26 protein-coding genes are annotated in these 23,468 nt (G+C 41.7%); 22 read left to right on the top strand and 4 right to left on the bottom strand.

Translation table 11 applies throughout. The features are described from left to right. Positions 1 to 217 precede the first annotated feature (217 nt). The 7 genes from HNR53_RS07510 (at position 218) to phoU (ending at position 7,385) form a co-directional block, all read left to right on the top strand. Positions 218 to 2,353 (top strand): peptidoglycan D,D-transpeptidase FtsI family protein, encoded by a 2,136-nt coding sequence (locus tag HNR53_RS07510; RefSeq protein ID WP_184524415.1) that lies wholly within the window; start codon positions 218 to 220, stop codon positions 2,351 to 2,353. A 260-nt stretch (positions 2,354 to 2,613) separates the two neighbouring features. Then, positions 2,614 to 3,585, top strand: a complete 972-nt coding sequence (locus tag HNR53_RS07505) for a PstS family phosphate ABC transporter substrate-binding protein (RefSeq protein ID WP_184524413.1) — start codon at positions 2,614 to 2,616, stop codon at positions 3,583 to 3,585. A gap of 130 nt (positions 3,586 to 3,715) precedes the next feature. Beyond that, complete coding sequence (gene pstC, locus HNR53_RS07500; protein ID WP_184524494.1) at positions 3,716 to 4,684, top strand: phosphate ABC transporter permease subunit PstC; 969 nt, start codon at positions 3,716 to 3,718, stop codon at positions 4,682 to 4,684. Position 4,685: 1 nt separating this feature from the next. Continuing rightward, positions 4,686 to 5,564, top strand: a complete 879-nt coding sequence (pstA, locus tag HNR53_RS07495) for a phosphate ABC transporter permease PstA (protein WP_184524412.1) — start codon at positions 4,686 to 4,688, stop codon at positions 5,562 to 5,564. A 56-nt stretch (positions 5,565 to 5,620) separates the two neighbouring features. Continuing rightward, positions 5,621 to 5,824: a hypothetical protein gene (locus tag HNR53_RS07490; protein WP_184524410.1), complete on the top strand. Its 204-nt coding sequence runs from the start codon at positions 5,621 to 5,623 to the stop codon at positions 5,822 to 5,824. Between the two features lie 13 nt (positions 5,825 to 5,837). Further along, entirely contained in the window at positions 5,838 to 6,656 is an 819-nt protein-coding gene (gene pstB, locus HNR53_RS07485) for a phosphate ABC transporter ATP-binding protein PstB (protein ID WP_184524408.1), read from the top strand. A 69-nt stretch (positions 6,657 to 6,725) separates the two neighbouring features. Beyond that, entirely contained in the window at positions 6,726 to 7,385 is a 660-nt protein-coding gene (gene phoU / locus HNR53_RS07480; protein WP_184524492.1) for a phosphate signaling complex protein PhoU, read from the top strand. Positions 7,386 to 7,448: 63 nt separating this feature from the next. Here the strand turns inward: phoU and HNR53_RS07475 are convergent, their stop codons facing one another. Beyond that, on the bottom strand, positions 7,449 to 7,829 hold the full coding sequence (locus HNR53_RS07475; RefSeq protein ID WP_184524406.1) for a hypothetical protein: 381 nt from the start codon (positions 7,827 to 7,829) through the stop codon (positions 7,449 to 7,451). Positions 7,830 to 8,068: 239 nt separating this feature from the next. On the opposite strand from HNR53_RS07475, the gene HNR53_RS07470 reads away from it, so the two are divergent. From HNR53_RS07470 to HNR53_RS07420, 11 genes are all read left to right on the top strand, one after another. Then, entirely contained in the window at positions 8,069 to 8,632 is a 564-nt protein-coding gene (locus HNR53_RS07470; protein WP_184524404.1) for a DUF4912 domain-containing protein, read from the top strand. A 120-nt stretch (positions 8,633 to 8,752) separates the two neighbouring features. Next, complete coding sequence (gene rpmG / locus HNR53_RS07465; protein ID WP_057771568.1) at positions 8,753 to 8,902, top strand: 50S ribosomal protein L33; 150 nt, start codon at positions 8,753 to 8,755, stop codon at positions 8,900 to 8,902. A 110-nt stretch (positions 8,903 to 9,012) separates the two neighbouring features. Then, positions 9,013 to 9,576 carry a 5-formyltetrahydrofolate cyclo-ligase gene (locus tag HNR53_RS07460; protein WP_184524401.1) on the top strand — a complete coding sequence of 188 codons (564 nt, stop codon included), beginning with the start codon at positions 9,013 to 9,015 and terminating at the stop codon, positions 9,574 to 9,576. Next, positions 9,573 to 10,349 (top strand): DUF92 domain-containing protein, encoded by a 777-nt coding sequence (locus HNR53_RS07455; RefSeq protein WP_184524399.1) that lies wholly within the window; start codon positions 9,573 to 9,575, stop codon positions 10,347 to 10,349. The genes HNR53_RS07460 and HNR53_RS07455 overlap by 4 nt, the downstream gene beginning before the upstream one ends. A gap of 81 nt (positions 10,350 to 10,430) precedes the next feature. After that, positions 10,431 to 11,381, top strand: a complete 951-nt coding sequence (locus tag HNR53_RS07450) for an L-lactate dehydrogenase (RefSeq protein ID WP_184524397.1) — start codon at positions 10,431 to 10,433, stop codon at positions 11,379 to 11,381. Between the two features lie 95 nt (positions 11,382 to 11,476). Next, positions 11,477 to 11,674: a hypothetical protein gene (locus HNR53_RS07445; protein ID WP_184524395.1), complete on the top strand. Its 198-nt coding sequence runs from the start codon at positions 11,477 to 11,479 to the stop codon at positions 11,672 to 11,674. A gap of 190 nt (positions 11,675 to 11,864) precedes the next feature. Beyond that, positions 11,865 to 13,424, top strand: a complete 1,560-nt coding sequence (locus tag HNR53_RS07440) for a rhomboid family protein (RefSeq protein WP_184524393.1) — start codon at positions 11,865 to 11,867, stop codon at positions 13,422 to 13,424. 55 nt (positions 13,425 to 13,479) lie between these two features. Then, entirely contained in the window at positions 13,480 to 13,686 is a 207-nt protein-coding gene (locus HNR53_RS07435; RefSeq protein ID WP_184524490.1) for a YqgQ family protein, read from the top strand. A gap of 13 nt (positions 13,687 to 13,699) precedes the next feature. After that, on the top strand, positions 13,700 to 14,668 hold the full coding sequence (locus HNR53_RS07430; RefSeq protein WP_184524391.1) for an ROK family glucokinase: 969 nt from the start codon (positions 13,700 to 13,702) through the stop codon (positions 14,666 to 14,668). Between the two features lie 90 nt (positions 14,669 to 14,758). Next, a complete protein-coding gene (locus tag HNR53_RS07425) occupies positions 14,759 to 15,946 on the top strand; it encodes a M14 family metallopeptidase (RefSeq protein ID WP_184524389.1) in 1,188 nt (395 codons plus the stop codon). A 298-nt stretch (positions 15,947 to 16,244) separates the two neighbouring features. Next, entirely contained in the window at positions 16,245 to 17,357 is a 1,113-nt protein-coding gene (locus HNR53_RS07420; RefSeq protein WP_184524387.1) for a YqgU-like beta propeller domain-containing protein, read from the top strand. Positions 17,358 to 17,422: 65 nt separating this feature from the next. Here the strand turns inward: HNR53_RS07420 and HNR53_RS07415 are convergent, their stop codons facing one another. Beyond that, on the bottom strand, positions 17,423 to 17,596 hold the full coding sequence (locus HNR53_RS07415; protein WP_184524385.1) for a DUF2759 domain-containing protein: 174 nt from the start codon (positions 17,594 to 17,596) through the stop codon (positions 17,423 to 17,425). A 292-nt stretch (positions 17,597 to 17,888) separates the two neighbouring features. On the opposite strand from HNR53_RS07415, the gene HNR53_RS07410 reads away from it, so the two are divergent. Both HNR53_RS07410 and HNR53_RS07405 read left to right on the top strand, forming a co-directional pair. Beyond that, positions 17,889 to 18,521: an MBL fold metallo-hydrolase gene (locus tag HNR53_RS07410; RefSeq protein ID WP_184524382.1), complete on the top strand. Its 633-nt coding sequence runs from the start codon at positions 17,889 to 17,891 to the stop codon at positions 18,519 to 18,521. A 236-nt stretch (positions 18,522 to 18,757) separates the two neighbouring features. After that, entirely contained in the window at positions 18,758 to 19,816 is a 1,059-nt protein-coding gene (locus HNR53_RS07405) for a class I SAM-dependent methyltransferase (protein WP_184524380.1), read from the top strand. 95 nt (positions 19,817 to 19,911) lie between these two features. Here HNR53_RS07405 and HNR53_RS07400 read toward each other — a convergent pair whose 3' ends face one another. Both HNR53_RS07400 and HNR53_RS07395 read right to left on the bottom strand, forming a co-directional pair. After that, positions 19,912 to 20,157, bottom strand: coding sequence for a DUF2626 family protein (locus tag HNR53_RS07400; RefSeq protein ID WP_184524378.1), 246 nt, complete (start codon positions 20,155 to 20,157; stop codon positions 19,912 to 19,914). 191 nt (positions 20,158 to 20,348) lie between these two features. Continuing rightward, on the bottom strand, positions 20,349 to 21,050 hold the full coding sequence (locus HNR53_RS07395) for a helix-turn-helix transcriptional regulator (protein ID WP_184524376.1): 702 nt from the start codon (positions 21,048 to 21,050) through the stop codon (positions 20,349 to 20,351). A 314-nt stretch (positions 21,051 to 21,364) separates the two neighbouring features. On the opposite strand from HNR53_RS07395, the gene comGA reads away from it, so the two are divergent. Further along, positions 21,365 to 22,435, top strand: coding sequence for a competence type IV pilus ATPase ComGA (gene comGA / locus HNR53_RS07390; protein ID WP_184524374.1), 1,071 nt, complete (start codon positions 21,365 to 21,367; stop codon positions 22,433 to 22,435). Then, positions 22,422 to 23,453: a competence type IV pilus assembly protein ComGB gene (gene comGB, locus HNR53_RS07385; RefSeq protein WP_184524372.1), complete on the top strand. Its 1,032-nt coding sequence runs from the start codon at positions 22,422 to 22,424 to the stop codon at positions 23,451 to 23,453. The genes comGA and comGB overlap by 14 nt, the downstream gene beginning before the upstream one ends. Positions 23,454 to 23,468 lie beyond the last annotated feature (15 nt).

The raw sequence follows: 23,468 nt of genomic DNA, 5'->3' as shown, positions 1-23,468 counted from the left end.
TCCCCAACGGGGATAATCATGGAGGAGCCGTATGCGATGACCCGCACGTACGGATCTGTGAGAGGCGCATGAGTAACTCATGCGCCTACTCTATTCTTTTGCAGGAAATGAATGTAAATATTTTCTAGTTTATTTCTTGGCTTTTTATAGTATTATTTTATTATTTCTTTTAAAATAGTAAACAAAGAACCATTTCGGAAAGGATGTGTGATTACGTTTGAAAAAGAGGAAAAAGAAGAAGACGCATGTCCCTTTTCGTTTAAATATGCTCTTTTTTATTGTCTTTGTATTATTCTCTGTGCTGGTCTTGCGGCTTGGTGTCGTACAAATTGTCTATGGAGATGATTATAAGCGTGAGATTGAACGAACTGAGGATGTAACAGTCAACAACCCGGTGCCAAGGGGCAAAATGATCGATTCAACCGGCAAAATTGTTGTCGATAATGTTCCGCAAAATGCGATTACGTATACGAACAATGGGGTCGACCAGGAGGAAATGCTCCTTGTTGCTGAAAGATTGTCCAAATTAATTGAAAAAGATGATAAAAAGGTGACGGAAAGAGATAAAAAAGATTTCTGGATTCTTAAACATCAAAAGAAAGCGGAGAAAAAGGTTTCTGAGAAAGAACGGAAACAGCTGCAGGAAAAATATAAAGACGAGGAATATGATAAAAAAGTCTATCGTCTCATTCTCGATCGGATTACGGAAAAAGACTTAAGTGAATTATCGAAAGCCGATATGGAGGTACTCGCGATTTATCGTGAATTCACAAGCGGCTATAAGTTCACCCCGCAGATTGTGAAAAATAAAGATGTCACACCGGAGGAATTTGCCGTCGTCAGTGAAAACCTCTCACTGCTGCCCGGGGTGGATACGACAACCGACTGGGAACGGTTCTATACGTATGAAGATACCTTACGCTCTGTACTTGGAGGGGTGACAACCTCTGATAAGGGTCTGCCTGCGGAAGAAATTGACAACTATTTATCAAAAGGTTACAGCCGTAACGACCGCGTTGGGACAAGCTATTTAGAAAAACAATATGAAGATGTGCTCCATGGACAAAAGGCAAAGGTCAAAAATGTGACCGATAAAGCCGGTAATATCGTCAGCACTGAAATGATTTCGGAAGGGCAGCGGGGCAAGGACTTGATCTTAACGGTAGATATGGATCTGCAGCGTGCTGTGGAGCAAATTATTGAAGAAGAGTTGTGGACGGCGAGAAAATATCCCGGAACAGGACTTTTAGACCGCGCCTATGTCGTACTGATGGACCCGAATACCGGGGAAATTAAGGCGTTAGCAGGTAAACGGATTGTCCGGAACCAAGAAACAGGCAAAACGGAAATGCAGGATGATGCGCTGGGCACCTTTACGACCACCTATAATGTCGGTTCTGCCGTTAAAGGGGCTACGATCCTGACAGGCTACCAGACAGGTGCGATCAGCCCTGGTACACCATTCTATGATGCACCGCTTATTATTGCTGGAACAAAGCCGAAAAAATCGTGGAAAAACTTTGGTTCCATAAATGATGTGAACGCCTTAAAGGTATCTTCAAACGTGTACATGTTCCATACGGCGATCAAGATCGGCGGCGGACGTTATATACCAGGCGGCTCTCTGCCTCTAAAAAAAGAAGGCTTTGATATTATCCGCCAGCATTTTGCCCAATTTGGACTTGGCGTACGGACGGGGATTGATCTGCCGAATGAACAGATAGGGGCAAAAGGAACAGACACTACACCAGGTTTAATGCTCGACCTAGCCATTGGGCAGTATGATACGTATTCCACGCTGCAGATGGCCCAATATGTTTCAACCATTGCCAATGGCGGCAGCCGCATGGAACCGCATATGGTCAAGGAAATCCGCGAACCACAAATGGATAATGAGCTTGGTCCGATTGTCCAGGAGATTCAGCCCAAAGTGTTGAACCGCTTAGATCTTGAAAGTGGCTGGATCGAACGGGTACAGCTTGGCTTTCGCAAGGTAATGGGGGAATCGGGCGGGACAGCTTACGGATTCTTTGGCAATGCCCCATATTATCCTGCGGGGAAAACCGGAACTGCGCAGGCCTTTTATGACGGTCCGTTGACGAATTATCGTATGTCCCCAGTCATGAACCTCAGTCTTGTCGGCTATGCGCCGACAAATAACCCGGAAATTGCCATGGCCGTCATCGTTCCATGGGCATATACGGGAGGAACCGATAATCGCTCGAACCTGAAGATCGGGCGCAGAGTCATGGATACGTATTTTGATATAAAAGCGGCCCGTGCAGCCGGAGGAACCACTGCTGATGAAGCAGCCAACGGTGAAAGTGAAACAGAAAAAAAGAATGAAGAATAAGAATACAAAAACCTGCCTTTCGCAAAGAATGGCAGGTTTTTTTGTGTAACCTAATAATGGAGACAGCCAGAAAAGAAGAGAAGGAGTTTATACTTCATAAAGTTGCTCCAAAAACACACAATTTAAAATGAAGTTTCGACAAATTTACACAATATTCACTCCCGTTTACAAAAGCTTTACATTTCATTAAAACGCGATTTACACTAGCCGTTTATTGTTAAGTGTATAGAAAACAAACCGAAACAGGGGGAGAAAAAGAAATGAATAAAAAGTTTCGACATGTTGCATTATCAACAATGCTTACAGGTGTAGTAGCGTTTACAGTGGCCTGTGGACCGCAAAATAATGAAACAGGATCAGAAAATAATACGACTACTGAGGAAACAGCAGACAGCAAACAATTTGAGGGTGCAGTAAATATTGATGGTTCTTCCACTGTTTTCCCAATTATGGAAGCCATTGCGGAAGAATATAATTTAGCACAGCCGAAAATGAAGGTTTCGGTAGCCTCTTCTGGTACAGGCGGCGGCTTCAAAGCTTTTATCGCTGGTGAAACAGACATCAGTAACGCTTCACGTCCAATTAAAGATGAGGAAAAAGCACAGTTGGAAAAAGCAGGAATTGAATTTACTGAATTTGAAATTGCTAAAGATGGTTTATCGATTGTTGTGAACAAAGATAATGATTGGGTAGATTCCTTAACCGTTGATGAATTAAAGAAAATGTGGTTAGAAGATGGTACAGTGAAAAAATGGTCTGATATCCGCGAAGGATGGCCTGAAGAAGAGATCAAATTCTACTCACCTGGAACAGATTCAGGAACATTTGATTATTTTGATGAAGTCATTTTAGAAGAACAGCCGATTGTTGAAAAAGCAACCCTTTCTGAAGATGATAACATCCTTGTTCAAGGGGTTACAGGCGAGAAAAATGCCATCGGATACTTTGGTTATGCTTACTATTTGGAAAACAAAGATAAGTTAAAAGTGGTTCCAATTGATGGAGGGAACGGCGCAGTGGAGCCAACAAACGAAACGGTTGAAAGCGGAGAATATGCACCACTTTCACGTCCGCTATACATTTATGTGAAGAATGAATCTGTGAAAAAAGAAGAAATCTATGATTTCGTTAAATTTGCATTAGAAAATGCTGGTTCCTTATCTGAAGAAGTGGGTTATGTTAAACTTCCTTCATATGATGAAGCATTATCAACTCTTCAAGGTTTAAAATAATTTAGCATTTTCAACAAATGCTGCAAATAAACATGAATGTGGGTGCCAAAAGCCGGTCTTTGGATCCGGCTTTTGGCACCCACAGAAGTTAACTCTGAGAAGCATGATGGCAACTGCTTCTCATCTTGGCATGTGGATGAAAGGGGAACTCATTTTGGCGGTACAAAATCAAGTAAAATCATTTTCTGTTCAGGATTTGATTATGGAAAAAAAGAAAAAGAGGAAACTTTTTTCAGCTGAAAAGGTAATGCCGATTGTCTTGCTTTTGACAGCTATTGCATCGGTATTAACGACGATTGGCATTTTATTTACGCTCTTATTTGAAACATTTACTTTTTTTGATCGTGTTTCAATTGCTGAATTTCTAACGGCCGAAAAATGGTACCCATTCTCTGAGCCAGGGACATTCGGCATTATGGCGCTTGTGTCTGGTACACTTCGGGTGACACTAATTGCCATCATTGTTGCCGTACCATTAGGGATCGGAACAGCTATTTATTTAAGCGAATATGCATCCGATAAAAACCGCCGCATGATCAAACCGATCATGGAAGTGTTGGCAGGGATTCCAACTATTGTTTACGGTTTTTTTGCTTTAACCTTTGTTACACCGATTTTAAGAGAATTCATTCCATCCCTTGAAATTTTTAATGCTTTGAGCCCAGGGATTGTGATTGGAATCATGATTACACCGTCGATTGCTTCTCTTTCAGAGGATGCGATGTCATCCGTTCCAAGAACGATGCGAGAAGGGGCACTAGCAATGGGTTCGACGAAATTTGAAACAGCTGTGAAGGTTGTGCTTCCAGCAGCGATGTCAGGAATTATCGCCTCTATTGTGTTAGGTATTTCCCGTGCGATAGGGGAAACGATGATTGTAGCCGTTGCCGGTGGTTCAACACCGAATTTGGGCTGGGATGTAACGGGTTCAATTCAAACGATGACAGCCTATATCGTTCAAGTCAGCCAAGGAGACGCTGGCTATGGTACGACGATTTATTATAGTATCTATGCTGTTGGTTTCACACTCTTTATGTTTACGTTAATTATGAACTTGTTAGCTCAATTTATTACTCGCCGTTTCAAGGAGGAATATTAAAATGAAATTAATTGACCATAGCAGGGTCACAGCGAAAATGACTCCTCGAATATATCTAAACATCATTTTCAAAAGAATATTTCTCCTTGCAACGCTATTTAGTCTGCTCGTATTAGGAATTTTGTTATATAGAATTGTGACACAAGGGGTTCATTATTTTGATTGGCAGTTTCTCAATAGCCTTCCATCCCGGAAAGCAGAAGATGCCGGGGTATATACGGCATTGAACGGGACAATTTGGTTAATGTTTGTTGTCGCGCCTATCTCGCTGTTTCTAGGGGTTGGAACGGCCATTTATTTGGAAGAATACGCGATGAAAAATCGCTTGACAGCTTTTATTCAAATCAATATCTCAAATCTTGCCGGTGTGCCTTCCATTGTATTTGGATTATTGGGTTTGACCGTCTTTGTTCGTGCCTTAGCACTTGGCACAAGTGTATTAGCAGCCGGTTTAACGATGAGTTTATTAATCCTTCCGGTTATTATTGTCGCATCCCAGGAAGCTATTCGTTCCGTACCAAAGGAATTACGGGAGGCTTCATTTGGCATGGGAGCCACAAAATGGCAAACAATCGTGAGAGTGGTGATGCCAGCAGCGATACCTGGGATTTTAACAGGTGTAATTTTAGCTCTTTCCCGTGCCATTGGTGAAACAGCTCCGCTTGTTGTTTTAGGTTTGCCGCTATTTTTGCCATTTTTGCCAAATTCCGTTTTGGATACTTTTACTGTTTTACCAATGCAGATATACAACTGGACGGGAAGACCACAGGCAGAATTTCAGGAGCTCGCCGCAGCAGGAATCATGGTGTTATTAATCCTATTAATTGGCATGAACTCTATAGCCGTACTCATTCGGAATAAATTTCAGAAAAAGTTTTAGTTATTAAAAGATTGGCTGTGTTAAAGGTCAATGTTGATTTTGGAGGACTTTGTTGATTGGAGTGGAAGGCACGAAGACTCCTGCGGGAACAGCGAGACAGACGAGACCCCGCAGGCACGAAGTGGCGAGGAGGCTCAGGCGTAGATGAGCGGAAAGCGAAGTGTTTGGAACGGAAATCAACAACCAAGTTTAACAGAGCCAAAAGATTAAAAAGTAAGAAATATTGGCTTGGACTTGGAGCAGTTTTAATAATAGGATGAAGGTGAATTTCAAATGAATATTGCGATCGAACAAAAACAAAATGCCGCTAATTTGGAAAAGAAAGCGGCTGAAAACAGACAAACCGTATATAAAACGAACCATCTAGATTTATGGTATGGAGATAACCACGCTTTAAAAGACATTAATTTAGATATTATTGAAAATGAAGTCACAGCGATTATTGGGCCGTCAGGATGCGGGAAATCTACCTATATTAAAACATTGAATCGGATGATTGAGTTAGTGCCGGGCGTTAGAACTTCCGGTGAGCTTAACTATCGCGGCAGAAATATTTTTGATAAATCCTATAAAGTGGAAGAATTACGTACCAGAGTAGGAATGGTCTTTCAAAAACCAAATCCATTTCCGAAATCGATTTATGAAAATGTAGCGTATGGTCCAAAAGTGCATGGAATCCGCAATAAGAAAATTCTAGATGAAATTGTGGAGAAAAGCTTAAGAGGAGCCGCCATTTGGGATGAAGTAAAAGATCGTTTGCAGGATAATGCCTTTGGTCTTTCCGGCGGTCAGCAGCAGCGTCTTTGTATCGCCCGCTGCCTCGCTATTGAGCCTGATGTCATTCTAATGGACGAACCAACATCGGCACTTGACCCAATTTCAACCTTAAAGGTAGAAGAACTGGTACAGGAAATAAAGAAAGACTTCAGTATTATCATTGTGACACATAATATGCAGCAGGCTGCGCGTATCTCTGATAAAACAGCTTTCTTCTTAAATGGAGAAGTCATTGAATTTGATCAAACGGATAAAATCTTTTCTACTCCAACAGAGAAACGGACAGAAGATTATATTACCGGACGTTTTGGATAATAGCTTAGGAAAATAGAGCAAGAAAATAAGAGGGAGGAGATAGCGATCGTGAAAGGAGAGACAACAACGATGTCAGTGCGTGAAACATTTGAGGAAGAATTGAAGCAATTACAGCAAAAGTTAGTGGATCTTGCGAATTTTGCCTACGATGCCCTAGGGCAGTCAATCAAGGCATTGGAAAACCATGATGTTGACCATGCTTTAAGAATCATGGACGGAGATTCGAGAGCAGATTTAATGTATGAGGAATTAAATGATTTTGCTACGCTGCTGATTGCGAAGCAGCAGCCTGTGGCTGTTGATTTAAGAAGAATTTTAATTGCGATTAGAATCTCTACTGACGTAGAAAGGATTGCTGATTTCGCTGTAAACATTGCCAAGTCAACGATTCGAATTGGACAGGAGTCGCATTTAGAGACGATTACCAAACTGAAAAAAATGTATGAAATATCAGGAGAAATGTTCCGTGATGCGTTAAAGGCATTTAATGAAGAGGATTTGTCGCTCGCGAAAAAGGTCGCCGATATGGACGACCAAGTAGATGCGTTGTATGGTGAAACGATTGCTGAGCTGTTTGAGATGAATAAGGAACATCCGGAAAATCTTCCCCAAGTGATGCAAATGCTGTTTATTTGCCGTTATTTAGAGCGAACCGCTGATCATATTACAAATATTTCTGAATACATCTTTTATCTGGTTAAGGGGCGGCATTACGACCTGAATCAATAGAATAAGCGACATCCAGTGGAAAAGGAGCAGCCTTAAACAAGACTGCTCCTTTCTGTGTGAATATTATTGAGATTTTTCATTGAACTCAGCGAGAATCGCTTCTGTCTCATGAACGGATAATGAAGCTTGTTCTGCTATTTGATTGAGCGGGATTCCCTGCTGGGCTAATGACCAGACCTGGTTTTTGATAATTTCGTGGACAGAAGACTTTTCTGCTGTGAGAGGCCGGACCTGTGAGAGCGGCAGGGTAAAATCAATATCATTGATGAGCAGTTCTTCCTCCAGTACTTTTAGCTTCTTTTTGATATGATAAATCTCTTCAAGCTGCTGCATAAAGAGCTGGTCCATGTCTTCCCGCAGCTGTTTATAGGGATCCTTGAGAAAAAAGGAGATTATCCATAATCCGATTGCGATAATAATCAAAATGATCAGTATTTTTTCCATTTTATCACCTCTCACTTGAGCTACATTTTTCATTTTATCATAAAGATGACAAAATTCGACATAGCGCAGGTGAGAATTAACTGGAGAACGCTCTTTAGGACAGATAAAATATTCATATTCCGACAAAATCAGCTTATTGTAGGGTTTACTTAACAGTGTTACCATTAGATTTGGAAAATGGAATAAAAGTATACTAAACTAAAATATTTGACACACACGGGTCTTGGGAGAGATGCAACATGATTGAAGAAATAAAGAAATTACGCCGAAAAGGGCTTACATTTAAAAAAATCGCTGAAGAGTTAGATACAACCGTTGGGAAGGTACAATATCAATGGAGAAAGTATAATCATACGCAAAAAGAAAAACCGTCAGAAGAACCTCAGCCGATAGTGAAGATACATCAGCCTGAGCTGCTTCGTATTTTGCAGGAGGCTAATTGGAACAGAAAAAGACTTGTACCTGCTTCATTCTTATCCAAATGGTTTACAGGGGGAGAGCAGCTATTTCCTTATTGGACACTTGTTGATGTAAGAAGAACACCGTTGTACATAACGAAACAGCTGAAACAAAATGCAAAAGTAGTAAGACTCTATGATGTAACGTATCTGCCGCATGGAGAAAGAAGTGCACACATTGTACAGGAGTCCGTGCTGGAAAGAGGGAAGGAAGCTTTGGCGTGGAGACTATTTCAGCCCAGCCGTTCCTACATGCTGGAGCTTGGCGTTAAACTCTCAAATAAAAAGTTTTTCCCATTGGTCCGTTCGAACGTAGTCCGCATTAAAGGAATAGAAGAACAATAAAAGAAAAATTGTATTTTCAGTACGTTTTGTGAAAACAGACTAGCATTTCTGTTTGAAAAATGGTACTATAGTAAAGTCGTATGAACGAACTACTGTTTACATGGTTTGGAGGGAAATAACATGCGTGTTAATATTACGTTAGCTTGCACAGAGTGCGGAGACCGTAACTATATTTCTAAAAAGAATAAAAGAAATAATCCTGATCGTCTTGAGCTTAAAAAATATTGCCCAAGAGAAAAACGCTCAACAACACATCGCGAAACAAAATAAGCAGCAGAGCTTCTCTGCTGTTTTTTTGTTGCATGTAAAAGTTTTTCTAGAGAAAAATAGAAGGGCAATGCAGAATTTGGGAAAATAACCCTTATTAAGGAGGAATTGAATTGGAAAAGCAAAAATTACGGAAAGAGATAAGAGCAAAACTTAAGCAAATTCCAAAGCCATTATATGAGCATTATTCCTATACAATCGCCCAGGAATTGTATAAGGACCCACTTTGGCAGGCTGCTTCTGTGATTGGGATAACAATCTCTATTGCACCTGAAGTTGATACATATCAAATTATTCGTACTGCTTGGGCAGAGGGAAAAAGAGTGGCTGTCCCTAAATGTCATGACAAGGAAAGGACAATGGATTTCCGCTATTTACAGCGTTTTAATCAATTGGAATCCGTTTATTTTGGTCTGCTTGAACCAATTGAAACGGAAACGGAGCTGGCAGCGAAAGCGGAGATTGACCTGCTGCTTGTCCCTGGAATTGCCTTTACACAACAAGGATACCGTATGGGAGTTGGCGGCGGCTATTATGATCGCTTCCTTGAGGATTTCAAGGGAGGTACGATATCACTGGCTTTTGCTCAACAGATTGTTCCTGAAATTCCAGTTGAAGAGCATGACCTGCCTGTAGGGAAAATCATCACCAATGATGGAAGATATTCACTTTCATGAATGGTGACATCCTTATTTACATCCTCATTGCGGTGATGGTGATATTAGGGTACTCTGCCAGATTATTGACAGTATCCGGCGCAATAGCCGCTTTTGGTGTCGGTTTTTTCACCGTTCTCGGTCTTGGGTTAAAAGGATTATTTATATTGGGCCTGTTTTTTGTCAGCTCAAGCTTCTGGTCGAAAATAAAAAGCGCCAATAAGAGCAAGGCAGAGGAAATACTTGTGAAGGGGTCGCGGCGGGATTGGCAGCAGGTGATGGCGAATGGCGGACTTGCCGCTTTATCCAGTGCGCTCTATTTTGCAACAGAAGATAAACTCTTTCTCTTAGGCTTTTGTATTTGCAATGCGGCTGCCAACTCAGATACATGGGCTTCTGAAATCGGTTCGATGAGCAAGGTAAAGCCATTCTTTATTAAGACCTTTAAAAGGGTGGAACGAGGCACCTCCGGGGCTGTCAGTCTCTTAGGCACTTCCGCCGCGCTACTTGGTTCCTTCGTGATTGCCTGCGCCTCCTATTATCTGTTTCACTTAACAGAAGGGGAATTTCTTTTTATTCTCATCCTCGGATTTACCGGTAATGTAGTGGACACCCTTCTTGGGGCGTTTATCCAGGCGGGCTATCAATGTTCCGTGTGCGGCATGAAAACGGAAAAGACAGTTCACTGCGGACGGAAAACGAACCTGATAAAAGGAATTCCCTTTTTAAATAATGACACCGTTAATTTTCTTTCAGGTTTATCAGCATTGTTACTGGGGACATTAATACAGTGATAATCATGAATTGAGTCTTCATTCACAGTAGCTGTGAATGAAACACAATAGAAGAAGGAACATTAATAGGAGGTTCTGAACATGAAAGAACGTGTGAACCGAGTAGCCCTTATAGGGACAGGTGCTGTTGGATCAAGCTACGCCTTTGCCCTTTTAAACCAAGGTTTGACCGAGGAAATCGTTTTAATTGACCTTAATCAGAAAAAAGCCGAGGGAGATGCCATGGACTTAAATCACGGGTTGCCATTCTCTCCGGCACGGACGAAAATTTGGTCTGGTCATTACTCGGATTGTAAGGATGCCGATATCGTAGTCATCTGTGCAGGAGCAGCGCAGAAGCCCGGAGAAACTCGTTTAGATCTGGTAGAAAAAAATACGAAAATCTTTAAGGGGATCGTAGCAGAAGTAATGGCCAGCGGTTTTGCGGGCATTTTCATTGTCGCGACGAATCCGGTTGATATATTAACCTATGCTGTTTGGAAGTTCTCCGGTCTGCCGAAGGAACGTGTCATTGGCTCTGGAACGATTCTTGATACAGCCCGCTTTCGGTTTTTACTAGGTGAATATTTTGATGTTGATACGCGGAATGTGCATGCTTATATTATCGGAGAGCATGGCGATACAGAACTTCCGGTGTGGAGCGGAGTGAACGTTGCGACTCGTCCAATCAGCGAGATTATCAAAAATAGCGAGGCGTATAACTGGGAGGATTTAAACAAGCTTTTCTTAAATGTCCGCGATGCCGCCTATCATATTATTGAGCGGAAAGGGGCCACCTTTTATGGAATTGCCATGGGGCTTGTCCGCTTAACGAAGGCTATACTGCAAAATGAAAACTCGGTTCTTACAATTTCAGCTTTACTAGACGGTGAATATGGGCAAAATGACGTTTATATCGGGGTGCCGGCAATCGTCAATCGAAGCGGGGTTCGTGAAGTCATTCAAGTCAGCCTTTCAGATGAGGAAACAGATAAGTTTAGCCATTCTGTTTCTATCTTAAAGAAAACAATGGGGACGGTTTTTGAAAAATAAGCGAATGGGATAGAAGATAACTTTGTCACTAAACCTTCAATCCTTGGATAATCTGTATCATTTTATCTCAAACTATGGTTAGGAGGGATATACAGATGCGAAAAGTTTTATCACTTGTTTTATTAGGTTTTGGTGGATATTATCTTTTTCAAAAACGCTACCGTGTTCTCAATTTATTATTAGGAAATGCGCTCTCTAGACAGCTGTTTGTTTCAGCACTCATGAATATTCCCGGAGTAAAGAGCAGGATGATGAATCTTGTCTTTCCGAAAAATCCTTCTCCAGCATCATAACCTTTGTCAGAAAGACCCACATCCAAGGGTCTTTTTCATTTGTTTAGTTTGCCCAACGGCAGCCGGTACGAACGTGAGCCGGGCTTGACCGGTGAAACACTACTGCTTTTCAAATTCCTTTACGAATGGTTCGAAATTGCCTATAGTAAAACTATTAGGACAGCTTAGGATGTAGAAAGGAAGGGGAAACTTGAGTTTTCAGGATGAATTTGTTTTTTGGAGGCTTGCGCATTATTTTATCAGCCGGAAGGAATACCGCATTATTCAGCTATCCGAGACGCAAAAGGAGCTTTGGCTGGAGAGATTAGAGGATAAAGAAACACAAGTAATTCGCATTCTCCTCCATCATTTGGACTGGAGCAATTGGATGCAGCGGGATATTGAAATGACTGCGGCTAACGGTGAAAGCATCCGGAAACAAGTAAAAAAGAGAGAAATCCATGTATTAAATATATATGTTACACCCTATCCTCCAGTGGATGATTACCAATTTCGCATTGAAAAGCCCTTCCTCTTTCCCAATGGGGAAAAAACGAAGGTGACATCGCTGCTTTGTGAACAGCAGCATGGGAGAGAAAGCATCGAACAGTATGTGGGAGAGCTGATTTTCAGCGATTGGAAAGAGGAATACACAGAAACCGAGATTGAAGGCGAAAAGCTGGCAGCGTTAACGGCGGCGAAACAAAGAATAAAGTCGGAAAGGGCTCTTTTTGATAACGGAAAGCCGTTCTTTACATATATATTTTTAGCCATTCAGGTCATCGTTTTTCTGTTGATGGAGGCGGCAGGGGGCAGCACAGCGACTTCCGTTCTGATTCGTTTTGGAGCCAAGGTGAATTCACTGATTCTTGAGGGAGAATGGTGGCGCCTGTTTACGCCGATCTTTGTTCATATCGGTCTCTTGCATTTAGTGATGAATTCAATTGCTCTATATTTCCTTGGTGTATTCGTGGAACGAATATTCGGGAATATCCGTTTTATTTTTCTCTATTTATTTGCTGGAGTATCCGGAACGATAGCCAGTCTTTTGTTTAGTCCTGATATTTCCGCCGGAGCAAGCGGAGCGATTATGGGGCTGTTTGGCGCTTTGCTTTATTTTGGAACGGTATATCCTAAGCTGTTTTTCCGAACAATGGGATTAAATATTATCATTGTGCTAGGGATTAACTTAGCCTTTGGTTTTACGGTTTCCGGAATAGATAATGCCGGTCATATCGGCGGCTTAATCGGCGGTTTTATAGCGACGGCAATGGTTCATTTTCCAAAGAAAAAACGACCTTTGGCTCAAGTTTCTGCCGCCGTTTTAGGAGCTGCTCTTATTTTTGCTGCAGTTCAATACAGCTTGAATCAGCCGAAACCGCTGATGAGCGAGCAGACTGCATTTGCCTTAGCGAAAAAGTATGTTGAAAATGATGAATATGATAAGGCCTATACGGTGCTGGACAGTATTGCCAATGATGGGCATGATTCGGCAGAACTTCTGTTCTTGCTTTCGGCAACAGAAATAAAATTGGGAAATGCAGCAGATGCGAAAGCCCATCTGCTGCAAGTCATTGAAAAAAAACCTGATTTTCATGAAGCTTATTATAACTTAGCGATTATTTATTATTCGGAAAAAAATTATCCTCAGGCAAAGAAATACGCAGAGGAAGCGGTTGCAATTCAGCCGTCTGATGCGGATTACCAAAGCTTTTTAAAAGAACTTACTGATATTGAATCATTTGGAGGAGCATCATCTCTTCATTACTAAGCTCACAAATGATTTTTTTAATGAGAAATTCTACAATAATAAGAGGTTTACGATGATGAAAACAATTTATGATATACAGCAGTATTTAAAACAATTTGGTGCGATTATTTACACCGGCGATCGAATTGCCGATCTCCAGTTAATGGAGATGGAGATTCAGGAGCTGTATAAGTCGCAATTAATGGAAACACGGGATTTTCAGTCTGCTTTGTTATTACTGCGCCATGAAATCCGCATACTGAAGGAAGAAAAAGAACACTAGTGGAGGCATGGAAATGACTGAAAAAATGCTGATCGGCATCGATATTGGCGGGACAACAACAAAAATCGCTTTATTAACAAATGATGGAGCGATGATTGAAAAATGTGCCATTCGAACGCCCAATAAGGATAGCGGTTTCTTTCTTTCAGTCACCGTACCAGAGGCTGTGAAAAATCTATGCGGGCATCATCAAATGACGAAGGAGCATGTTGCCGGCATAGGTGTTGGGGCACCAGGACCAGTTCATCAGGAAACAGGAATGTTTTATGAAATCACGAATTTAGACTGGCCGGACCATTATCCGGTGAAGGAAATTCTTGAGAAGTCCATTGGGCTTCCTGTCAGGATTAACAATGACGCAAATTGCGCGGCTCTAGGTGAAATGTGGAAGGGTGCAGGAATGGGGGCGCGGGATTTGCTCTGTATCACTATTGGAACCGGAATCGGCGGGGGTGTGATTGTGCATGGCAGCATTGTCCATGGAATCCGCGGTGCCGCCGGAGAAATCGGGCATATCACTTCTGTCCTCACAAATGGTGCGCCCTGTAACTGCGGGAAAAAGGGCTGTCTGGAAACGGTGTCCTCAGCCACGGGGATTGTCCGATTGGCGGAAGAACGGATTCATCAAGACCGCGATCCAGGGAAAAGACTGACCTCTTTGCTTGCTGAAAATGGCAGCCTTACGGCGAAGGATGTTTTTTCTCTCGCAGGCATAGGTGACGAGACAGCGCTCGATGTTGTCAATGAAGCAGCACGCTATCTTGGCATTGCCCTTGCGAATATCGCCAATACGTTAAATCCGGAAATCATTATAGTTGGCGGCGGTGTTTCAAAGGCGGGCGATGTCCTGCTTCATCCTGTTAAAAGTACATTTGCAAAATATATCTTTCCTGCTTCTGCCGGCGCAACAGAAATTAAATTGGCTGCGCTGGGGAATGATGCCGGTGTCATTGGTGCGGCTTGGATGGTCCGCACAAAGTAGGATGAAAATGAAGCACTGCCCGCAATAGAATATAGGCATGTTTCTTTTTCCTTCCTCATATGATGGATGTGATGGAAGGGAGGAAAAGGAATGAGGGTCAGAGTACGCAGCGGCGATACACTATGGTACTATAGCCGTTTGTTTTTGCTTCCTTTTAATTTAATCCTGCAGTCCAATCCCGGCATAAACGCCAATGCCTTGAAGATAGGTCAAGAAATTCAGATTCCTGGATTTGCTCCTGTCTCATACAACATAAGGAAAGGTGATTCATTATGGAAGTTGGCGGCAGCACGGAATCTATCCGTTGATGCCCTGCTTCTTGTGAATCAGAATATCAATCCCAACCGGCTAATGATTGGTCAGATGATCCAGCTGCCGCGCCGAATTACCGCACAGGATATTAATCCGAGGGTCAACTATGATTATGCCCGCCTCACACGGGACATCCAGGTACTTAGGGAGCATTTCCCTTTTATCCGCGTTCGTTCAATCGGTGAAAGTGTCCAAGGTAAGCAGCTGTATGAAATCCGCGTTGGCACGGGAAACAAGAAAGTGCACCTTGATGCTTCCTTTCATGCCAATGAATGGATCACGACTCCGGTGTTGATGTCGTTTTTGAATACGTATTTATTGGGTTTAACGAACAGCAGACAGGTTCGGGGCATAGCGATGATGCCATTGTATCAATCGGTTGATTTATCCATTGTTCCGATGGTGAATCCGGATGGGGTGGATTTGGTGCAGCACGGACCGCCTCCTGCTTTAAGTGAGCAGATACTGCGGATGAATAAGGGGAGCAGTGATTTTAGCGGCTGGAAGGCCAATATTAGAGGGGTTGATTTAAATAATCAATTTCCGGCTAATTGGGAAATTGAAAAAGAAAGGAAAGAACCGAAGGCCCCGGCTCCAAGAGATTATCCGGGGGATGCCCCTCTGACCGAGCCGGAAGCGATCGCTATGGCAGATTTAGCCCGCAATGAACGCTTTAACCGTATGCTTGCTTTCCACACACAGGGGAAAGAGTTTTATTGGGGCTATGAAGGCCTAGAACCGCCGGAATCTGGGGTGCTGGCGCGGGAATTTGCGCGGGTGAGCGGTTATAAGGCCGTCCGTTATATTGACAGTCATGCAGGATATAAAGATTGGTTCATTCAGGAATTCCGCCGCCCTGGTTTTACGATTGAATTAGGTGAGGGCGTAAATCCGCTTCCTATTTCACAATTCGATGAAATTTATCATGATGCCCTGGGGATTTTCCTTGCGAGTTTATATATGTAAACCCGCAGGGGAGGTCTTTTTTAATATTCGTTTTTATGGAAGAATTAAAGCTGATAAATATGTAAAAGGATACTTGTGATCCGCTTTCAAGATGAGTAAAATTAAAGATTGATTGAAAGAATAGTTAGGGTGATTTTTGCGATCTTTTCAAAAAATGAAACTTGTCGTAGTGGTTTCCCGTATAATGAAGTAAGGGTACATAAAAATGAATGGATTTACGGGCTTTTTTTGAGGATAAGCATCAGGAAAATCGCCGCAATAACAAGGCCATTGTATTAAAAGGCGGTGTAGAGGAGTAATGAAAGGTAAGGCTTTTTTTTTGTGGCTGTTGTTATTGTTGATTGCATTTGCTTCTGTAGGTTGTACTAAGGACCAATCGGCAGGCTCTTTAGGTCCGAAGGAAAATGGACAGAATGCAGGGGATATCGCAAATGTAATAGACAACATCCCCATTTCGCTCGAGGAAGGGGTGTTTAATAAGGTATACGGCTGGCTCGACTCACATACGATTATTTATTCTACTAATGTCGTTCAAGGCTCCAATGTGTATGCTTACAATCTGGATAAAGGGACAAACCGTCTGATTACAATGAGCAAATCGATGATTGTGTCGATTGATATTAGTGACTCCGGTGAATACATGTTTATCCGCTCATCCTCCGGACCATCTACTAGTCTTATTACCATTACGAAAAAGGATGGTTCTGTCGTATTTACTCATACCATGAACGCATTTGATCTGACAATGGATTGGAATCCCTATAACGAGCAGCAAATCTTTATTTCCACCTTTTCAGAAGATTGGCAGGCACGGACATTCTTCTTATCCATTGCTGATAAAAAAATAACCGAAGCGGACTTTTCCGATCCATTTTCAAAATGGTATGCGATGGATCAGCTTGTTTTTCTTGACTGGATCGGTGAGAATACGGCCTTAACGGCGGACTTAATCCAATTGGATAAAAACAGCGGCAAAGAGAAAACGCTGTTGACGGATATTTATCACTTGGACACCTTTAAAAACGTGCTCATGACCATGGCCGGGGACCCACAGAACAATGATATGGCCATTTATCATTTCTATCAAAAAAATATGAAGGAAATAGGCTCTTTTGCCGCGCCGCAGGTATCCGGTTTCTCTGATCGGCTGATTCCTTATTATGATTACGAAAGCGGGTTGAATACGTTTATTTATCTAGCGCCTGCAGTAAATAAGGAAAAGGCTGCACGGGAAGAGGAATTTCAGTTAATAAAATATGATCTAAAAAGCAATAAGCAGGTTAAAATTTTGGAAGGATTGAAAAATGAACCTTTGAGCTGTTCAAGGGATGGAAACTTTTGCTTGTATGGCTACAATTTCGAAAAATTAATCGACTTAAATAAAAAGAAAATCATAAAGCTGACTTCTTAGGAGAATACGGTAAAAAAAGCTGTCCCACGGTGGTAGAACACCGAATGGGACAGCTTTTTTCATCATTAGTGAGCAGCTGGAAAGCCGCTGTTGATAAGTGTCATTACTGAGAAAAAGCCAAAGACACAGAAGCTTAGAATACCGAAAATAGAACCAAGGATATTTTTGTTTTTTAATGCACTAAGCGATGCAAATGCTGCAAGAATGGCAACTAATGCAAAAATGATAACTGTACCCATTAGACACGACCCCCTTTGTCTTATCATTTTGACAGGTTCGAAAGCACACAATGAATAAAGCGCTCTCATACCGTGTCGGACTATGTAAAACAGATAGAACATACCTCTACCATTTTATAATTTTTCTGATTGTTTGTCGAGGTAAAAAAGGGACTCTCCTCTTTTTCTGTTATAAAATTTATGAATTTGCTGTCATAAAGATAGTATACTGCAATCATAATGTTTCAATTTCCTGTATGGATAGTGTAATATTAATTTGGAAATATGATTGAAATGGAGGATTTGGACGATTATGGATTTTATACAAATACCTGTAGGGGCGATTCAGGAAAACACTTATATCCTCGCCAAAGAAGATTTAACCTGCGTGGTGGTGGACCCAGGGAACGAAGGGGACAAACTAATTAATATCATAAAGGAAAAGCAATTAAAGCCTGCCGCTATCCTTTTAACTCATACCCATTATGATCACATTGGCGCGGTTGATGTGATTCGCGATGAATATAACATTCCAGTTTATGTACATAAGAATGAGCAGGAATGGCTTTCCAATCCGGAATACAATGCATCGATTAAGTTCAACGGACAGCATGTTGTCATCCGTGACGCGGATCATCTGTTGGATGGTGATCAGGAGTTGAATATTGGCGGTTTTCAAATTCAATTGTTTGAAACACCTGGACACTCTCCAGGCAGTGTCTCCTATTATTTCGCGGATTCTGGTTTAGTATGTGTTGGGGATGCATTGTTCCATGGAAGTATCGGACGAACTGACCTTTATATGGGAAGCCATGAACAGCTGCTCAATAGCATTCATACAAAATTATTGACGCTGCCAGAGGAAACAGAAGTGCTTCCTGGACATGGTCCGACAACAACCATTAGTGGGGAAATGGAATCCAATCCGTTTCTTAATGGATTTTAATCGTATAAAGTAAAATAAAAGAGCCTTTGGAGTCAGCGGAGATCAGACGCGATAAACCAAAGGCTGTTTTTTAAAAAAAGGGGGTAAAATAGAAAAACCCCTCTCTTTCGAGAAGGGTCTTCCTTGGGAATGTTCGAATTCTAGTAATGGGAGGGGATTTATTAAAGTTGCTAAATATAAGATATAACAATTTTAACACTGTGTCAATAGTAAAAACATATTTAAATGGAGTGAATATGAAAAATTATCTTATTAATTATATCAAGCAGCAGCCCGGGCAAATGATTTCTTATGCGGAGTATATGGAATTAGTCTTATATCATCCTCAATATGGCTATTATATGCGGCAGGAAGAAAAAATAGGACGTCAGGGAGATTTTATTACCACAAGTAATATTTCCGATATCTTTGGCAGGACTGTGGCAAGATGGTTTGCTTCTCTCGTTGCGGAAAAAAAACTGCTGCCTCATTTTTGTGAGTTGGGTGCGGGGAATGGCCGATTTGCCAAAGCATTTCTTGAGGAATGGAAGGAGCATGCTAATCCTCCACTTACTTATTTCATCGTGGAGAAGAGCCCCTACCATATTAAGCGGCAAAAAGAGCTGCTCATGGGTGCGGGACCTGTTACATACATAGCGTCGCTTGCCGAGTTAGCCCCGTTTTGCGGCATGATTTTTTCCAATGAACTGTTTGATGCCTTGCCGGTTCACGTGATAAAAAAACAGAATGGGGAACAGTTTGAAGTGATGGTGGCATGTGAGGGAGAAGAGCTTATCGAACGGGAAACGGAATTGAGGCATGAAGCGATTGCCGCTTATGTCGAGAAATATCACGTGGAGTTGTTTGAAGGGCAGCGGATCGAAATTGCGCTTGCGATGGAGAACATGGCAGAAGAAATGGCATTAGTGTTAGAGGAAGGGATGATTGTTACCGTTGATTATGGCTATACTCGTGAAGAATGGAAGCATCCGGCGCGGCGTGATGGCAGTCTAAGAGGATATTATCAGCATCAGCTCATAGAGAATATCTTCCTCCATCCCGGAGAAATGGATGTAACAAGCCATATCGATTGGGACACGCTGCAACAGATTGGCGAAGAGTGCGGCTTAGTTACAGCAGGGAAATGGCGCCAGGATGAATTTTTGCTCCATATCGGCATTCTAAAGCAATTGGAGGACCATGCTGACACTAATCCATTTTCTGAGGCAGGCAAACGAAATCGTGCGATTAAAAGCCTGATTATGCCAGGCAGTATGAGCACATCTTTTCAGGTGCTGCTGCAGGAAAAGCAGTGAACATCTGCTGATGGCTTGTTCACAAAAAAATCATAAATGTAAGAGTTTACAAAATAAAAAAGCGATGATGATACATCGCTTTTTTGTTGAGCGTATTAATGGCCACCTGCACCTGGGATCATCATAAAGGTTGTCCAGTATGTAAAACCGATGAAAAATACTGTTAAGTACCCGCCAAAAATATAGATGTACATACGCTCAGATAGCTTTAAATAGCTGAGAAGCAGAAAGAACCCTGTTTGAACGAAGAAAAGTAAGGATGTTGTATACATATCACCTAAATATAACATAACTGCAAAAATCCCTGTCCAAAATCCTAAAACTCGAAACATTCGGTCCACCTGTATCCCTCCCTTTGCCTATGAGATTCATCACTTATTATAATGAAGTATTCTGAAAAAGTAAACTACCGTTTGCACTTTGTTTTTACATTTGCAAAATATCTGCTAGTAAAATGAAAGCAACCAGAATGCTGATTGCTTTACTTTGCGCTATTTATCAAGATGACGGTCATTTTAATAGCAAGAACCCGTTAGTTTGAAAGAGTTGCTTGGTAAGAACATGCTTCACAGCCAGCGATGATATTGTCCCCTTCAACTAGATCAACATCTGTGAACAGCGCTTCAAACATGCCTTTTAAGAATGATGCATGCATTTGGCAGACACTTTCCATATGTTCGGATGCTATTTCTTTAAATGGGCAGTTAAACACCTGGAAGTAAACTTTTGATTGCTCTTCATTTACAACAAATTCCGGTGAAAGACCAGCAAGGGTTGCTGCACTTTTAATGATGTTCAGCTTATTCTCGAATGTCATCGTTTCCCCAATTTGCGGATTTTTGGATACTTCCTGTTCAATTAATTCCAGGCCAAACCGTTTACCTGTTGCATGAAGTGCTTTTTGTCCTGCTTCACCAAGAGAAGCCATGGTTTGCATCGCAATTTTTGACAATAGTTGATAATCTCTGTACGGAAAATGCAATTGAATGACATCATCAGACAAGCGGTATAGTCTACTTGGACGGCCGCCTTTTCCGGTTTTTTTCGTTTCAGAAACCAGCATGTTGACATCTTCAAGTTTCGAAAGATGCAGGCGGGCTACATTGGGATGAATATTAAAATTGTCTGCGATCTCTTGAACTGTTACTTCTTTATGACTTTTTGTAATGTAGGTGTAAATATAATAACGGGTCGGATCTGATAAAACATTGGTTATCTTTAAAGTTTGTTCCATTTGAAGTTCACCTCGTGCAGCTATTTTAATTCAATTATAATACTATTATGAAAGGGAAAACAGTATTTAAAGTGAAATTTAGAAAAAACTTCACACCTATTCGACAAATTTTGCAAATAAGCTGTGGGTACTTTGTAATATGAATATTATTATAATATTAAAAACAGTTATTGAACAGAAGCAGAAGCACGATTCAAAAAAATATATGAATAATTTGTGAACATTGATACAAACCTATGCATTTCCTTTATTATAAGATCAGGCAGGAGAGCACTAGACTTTGTAGTTCAAAAAGAAAGGCGGTGCTATAGCACTTGAGCTTAATTGAAAGGCTGGCTGACAGAATGATGACTGAAGCTGTTAGAAGTCATGCCACCGATATTCACATTATCCCCCGAAGAAATGATACCCTTATCCAATTACGCATTTCCAACAAACTTATTCCCAAAACGTATTTACCCAAAGAAGAATGTGACCGTTTAATCTCTCATTTTAAATTTATAGCATCGATGGATATTGGAGAAAAAAGGCGGCCACAAAGCGGTGCCTGTACCTATCAGCTTGGCGATGCATTCATTGGTTTGCGGCTGTCGACGCTGCCATCAAGCCAAAATGAAAGCCTTGTGATCCGGCTTCTTCCCCCTGAAGGGATGGTTCCAAACTATCATCTCGCTCTATTTCCTTCCGTTTCACAGCAATTACTGGGGTTGATGAGGCACGCTCACGGATTGATTGTTCTTACAGGACCGACAGGAAGCGGGAAAACCACTACGTTATATTCGCTCATACATGAATCTTCCCACGTTCTGAACCGCAATGTTATTACTTTAGAAGATCCGATTGAAAGAGAAAATGATTACGTGCTCCAGGTACAGGTGAATGAAAAAGCGGGAATCACCTATCATACGGGACTGAAGGCCATTCTTCGGCATGATCCGGATATTATTATGGTAGGAGAGATTCGTGATGCGGAAACAGCCAGAATTGCTGTACGTGCTGCGCTGACAGGCCATCTTGTGTTAACAACGATGCATACGAGAAATGCCAAAGGAGCCATATACCGCCTTCGTGAATTTGGGGTAAACAATCAGGAGATCGAGCAAACCTTGATTGCGGTAACGGCACAGCGTTTGGTGGAGCTGACCTGCCCATTATGTGAGGGAGAATGTCCGCCGGCCTGTTATTCATTAAGCAGAGTAAAGCGGGCGAGTGTGTTTGAAATTCTTTCCGGGCAACCACTCCTCTCCGCTTTAAGAGAAGCCAGGGGGGAGCATTCCCAGTACCGTTTTCGGACATTGCACGATGAAATTCGGAAAGGAATTGCCTTAGGCTATATAAAGGAAGAGGAATATGATGCATGGATATTATCTTATGAAACAACGTAAATGGACACTGGATGAACAGGTAAAGTTTTTATCCATGACGGGGGAGCTATTGACAAGAGGGTATTCATTAGCCGAAGCACTGAATTCCATCCTGTATCACTTGCCAAATAGGCATGAAACTATATTAATAGAAGGAATTCAAGCCTTAAAAAGGGGAGAGAGTTTTTATCAGGTCTTACAAAAATTAGGGTTTCATCATGATTTAATCGGATATGTGTTTTTCGCTGAACAGCACGGCGATCTATCCACGGCTTTTCTTGCCGGCAGCAGGATGATGGAAAAAAGAGTGCGGGATACGGCGAAACTGCAAAAGTTGCTGCTTTACCCTCTGTTTCTCATCCTGACCACGCTTTTTCTCTTTATTTTTATGGAGAAATTACTTCTGCCCCGCTTTTCTTCCTTGTTTGTCTCGATGAATGTCGAGAAAAATTTTTTCACTCGAGTTGTGACCGCTTTCGCTGACTCTCTGCCATTTTTCTTTTCCCTGTTTTTCCTACTGCTCATCCTTCTCGTATCCTATTATTATTTCCGCTTCCGTAAAATACACCCGTTAGAACAGAAAAGAAGGCTGATGAAAATTCCGTTTGCAGCTTCCTTTTTCCGCCTCTATTACACGCATTATTTTTCTATCCAATTGAGTTATCTGCTGTGCGGCGGATTATCGGTAAATGAGTCGCTTTCTTTATTTGAAAAAAATGTCCAACAGCCTTTTTACAGCAGTTTGGCAACTGAGATGAAGCAGGGGCTCATTATGGGCGGGAAATTGGACGAGATTGTGAAGCAGTATTCATTTTTTGAAAAGGAATTATCCATGATCATTCACCATGGGCAGAAAAACGGAAGGTTAGATCAGGAATTGGTGTTTTTTTCTCAATCCTGTTTGCAAAGGCTTGAAGACAAAATTGATAAAACAATGAAAACAATCCAACCGGCTCTCTTTGCTATGATTGGTCTGATGATTGTCTCCATGTATTTAGCGGTACTGCTGCCGATGTTTCATATGTTGGATAGTTTCTAATGAAAGGAGAAGGAA

The organism is Bacillus benzoevorans (assembly GCF_014207535.1).
GTDB lineage: Bacteria > Bacillota > Bacilli > Bacillales > Cytobacillaceae > Bacillus_BD > Bacillus_BD benzoevorans.
The sequence above is the reverse complement of the archived record's forward strand: the minus strand, read 5'-3'. Positions and strand labels throughout refer to the sequence as shown.

Coding starts and splice junctions, on each gene's coding strand:
- HNR53_RS07435 (WP_184524490.1), top strand. CDS start 13,480: ATGAAAACAATTTATGATATACAGCAGTATTTAAAACAATTTGGTGCG.
- HNR53_RS07445 (WP_184524395.1), top strand. CDS start 11,477: ATGCGAAAAGTTTTATCACTTGTTTTATTAGGTTTTGGTGGATATTAT.
- pstB (WP_184524408.1), top strand. CDS start 5,838: ATGAATATTGCGATCGAACAAAAACAAAATGCCGCTAATTTGGAAAAG.
- pstC (WP_184524494.1), top strand. CDS start 3,716: ATGTGGATGAAAGGGGAACTCATTTTGGCGGTACAAAATCAAGTAAAA.
- rpmG (WP_057771568.1), top strand. CDS start 8,753: ATGCGTGTTAATATTACGTTAGCTTGCACAGAGTGCGGAGACCGTAAC.
- HNR53_RS07430 (WP_184524391.1), top strand. CDS start 13,700: ATGACTGAAAAAATGCTGATCGGCATCGATATTGGCGGGACAACAACA.
- HNR53_RS07405 (WP_184524380.1), top strand. CDS start 18,758: ATGAAAAATTATCTTATTAATTATATCAAGCAGCAGCCCGGGCAAATG.
- HNR53_RS07475 (WP_184524406.1), bottom strand. CDS start 7,829: ATGGAAAAAATACTGATCATTTTGATTATTATCGCAATCGGATTATGG.
- HNR53_RS07410 (WP_184524382.1), top strand. CDS start 17,889: ATGGATTTTATACAAATACCTGTAGGGGCGATTCAGGAAAACACTTAT.
- HNR53_RS07455 (WP_184524399.1), top strand. CDS start 9,573: ATGAATGGTGACATCCTTATTTACATCCTCATTGCGGTGATGGTGATA.
- HNR53_RS07450 (WP_184524397.1), top strand. CDS start 10,431: ATGAAAGAACGTGTGAACCGAGTAGCCCTTATAGGGACAGGTGCTGTT.
- pstA (WP_184524412.1), top strand. CDS start 4,686: ATGAAATTAATTGACCATAGCAGGGTCACAGCGAAAATGACTCCTCGA.
- comGB (WP_184524372.1), top strand. CDS start 22,422: ATGAAACAACGTAAATGGACACTGGATGAACAGGTAAAGTTTTTATCC.
- HNR53_RS07425 (WP_184524389.1), top strand. CDS start 14,759: ATGAGGGTCAGAGTACGCAGCGGCGATACACTATGGTACTATAGCCGT.
- HNR53_RS07395 (WP_184524376.1), bottom strand. CDS start 21,050: ATGGAACAAACTTTAAAGATAACCAATGTTTTATCAGATCCGACCCGT.
- phoU (WP_184524492.1), top strand. CDS start 6,726: ATGTCAGTGCGTGAAACATTTGAGGAAGAATTGAAGCAATTACAGCAA.
- HNR53_RS07470 (WP_184524404.1), top strand. CDS start 8,069: ATGATTGAAGAAATAAAGAAATTACGCCGAAAAGGGCTTACATTTAAA.
- HNR53_RS07415 (WP_184524385.1), bottom strand. CDS start 17,596: ATGGGTACAGTTATCATTTTTGCATTAGTTGCCATTCTTGCAGCATTT.
- HNR53_RS07420 (WP_184524387.1), top strand. CDS start 16,245: ATGAAAGGTAAGGCTTTTTTTTTGTGGCTGTTGTTATTGTTGATTGCA.
- HNR53_RS07505 (WP_184524413.1), top strand. CDS start 2,614: ATGAATAAAAAGTTTCGACATGTTGCATTATCAACAATGCTTACAGGT.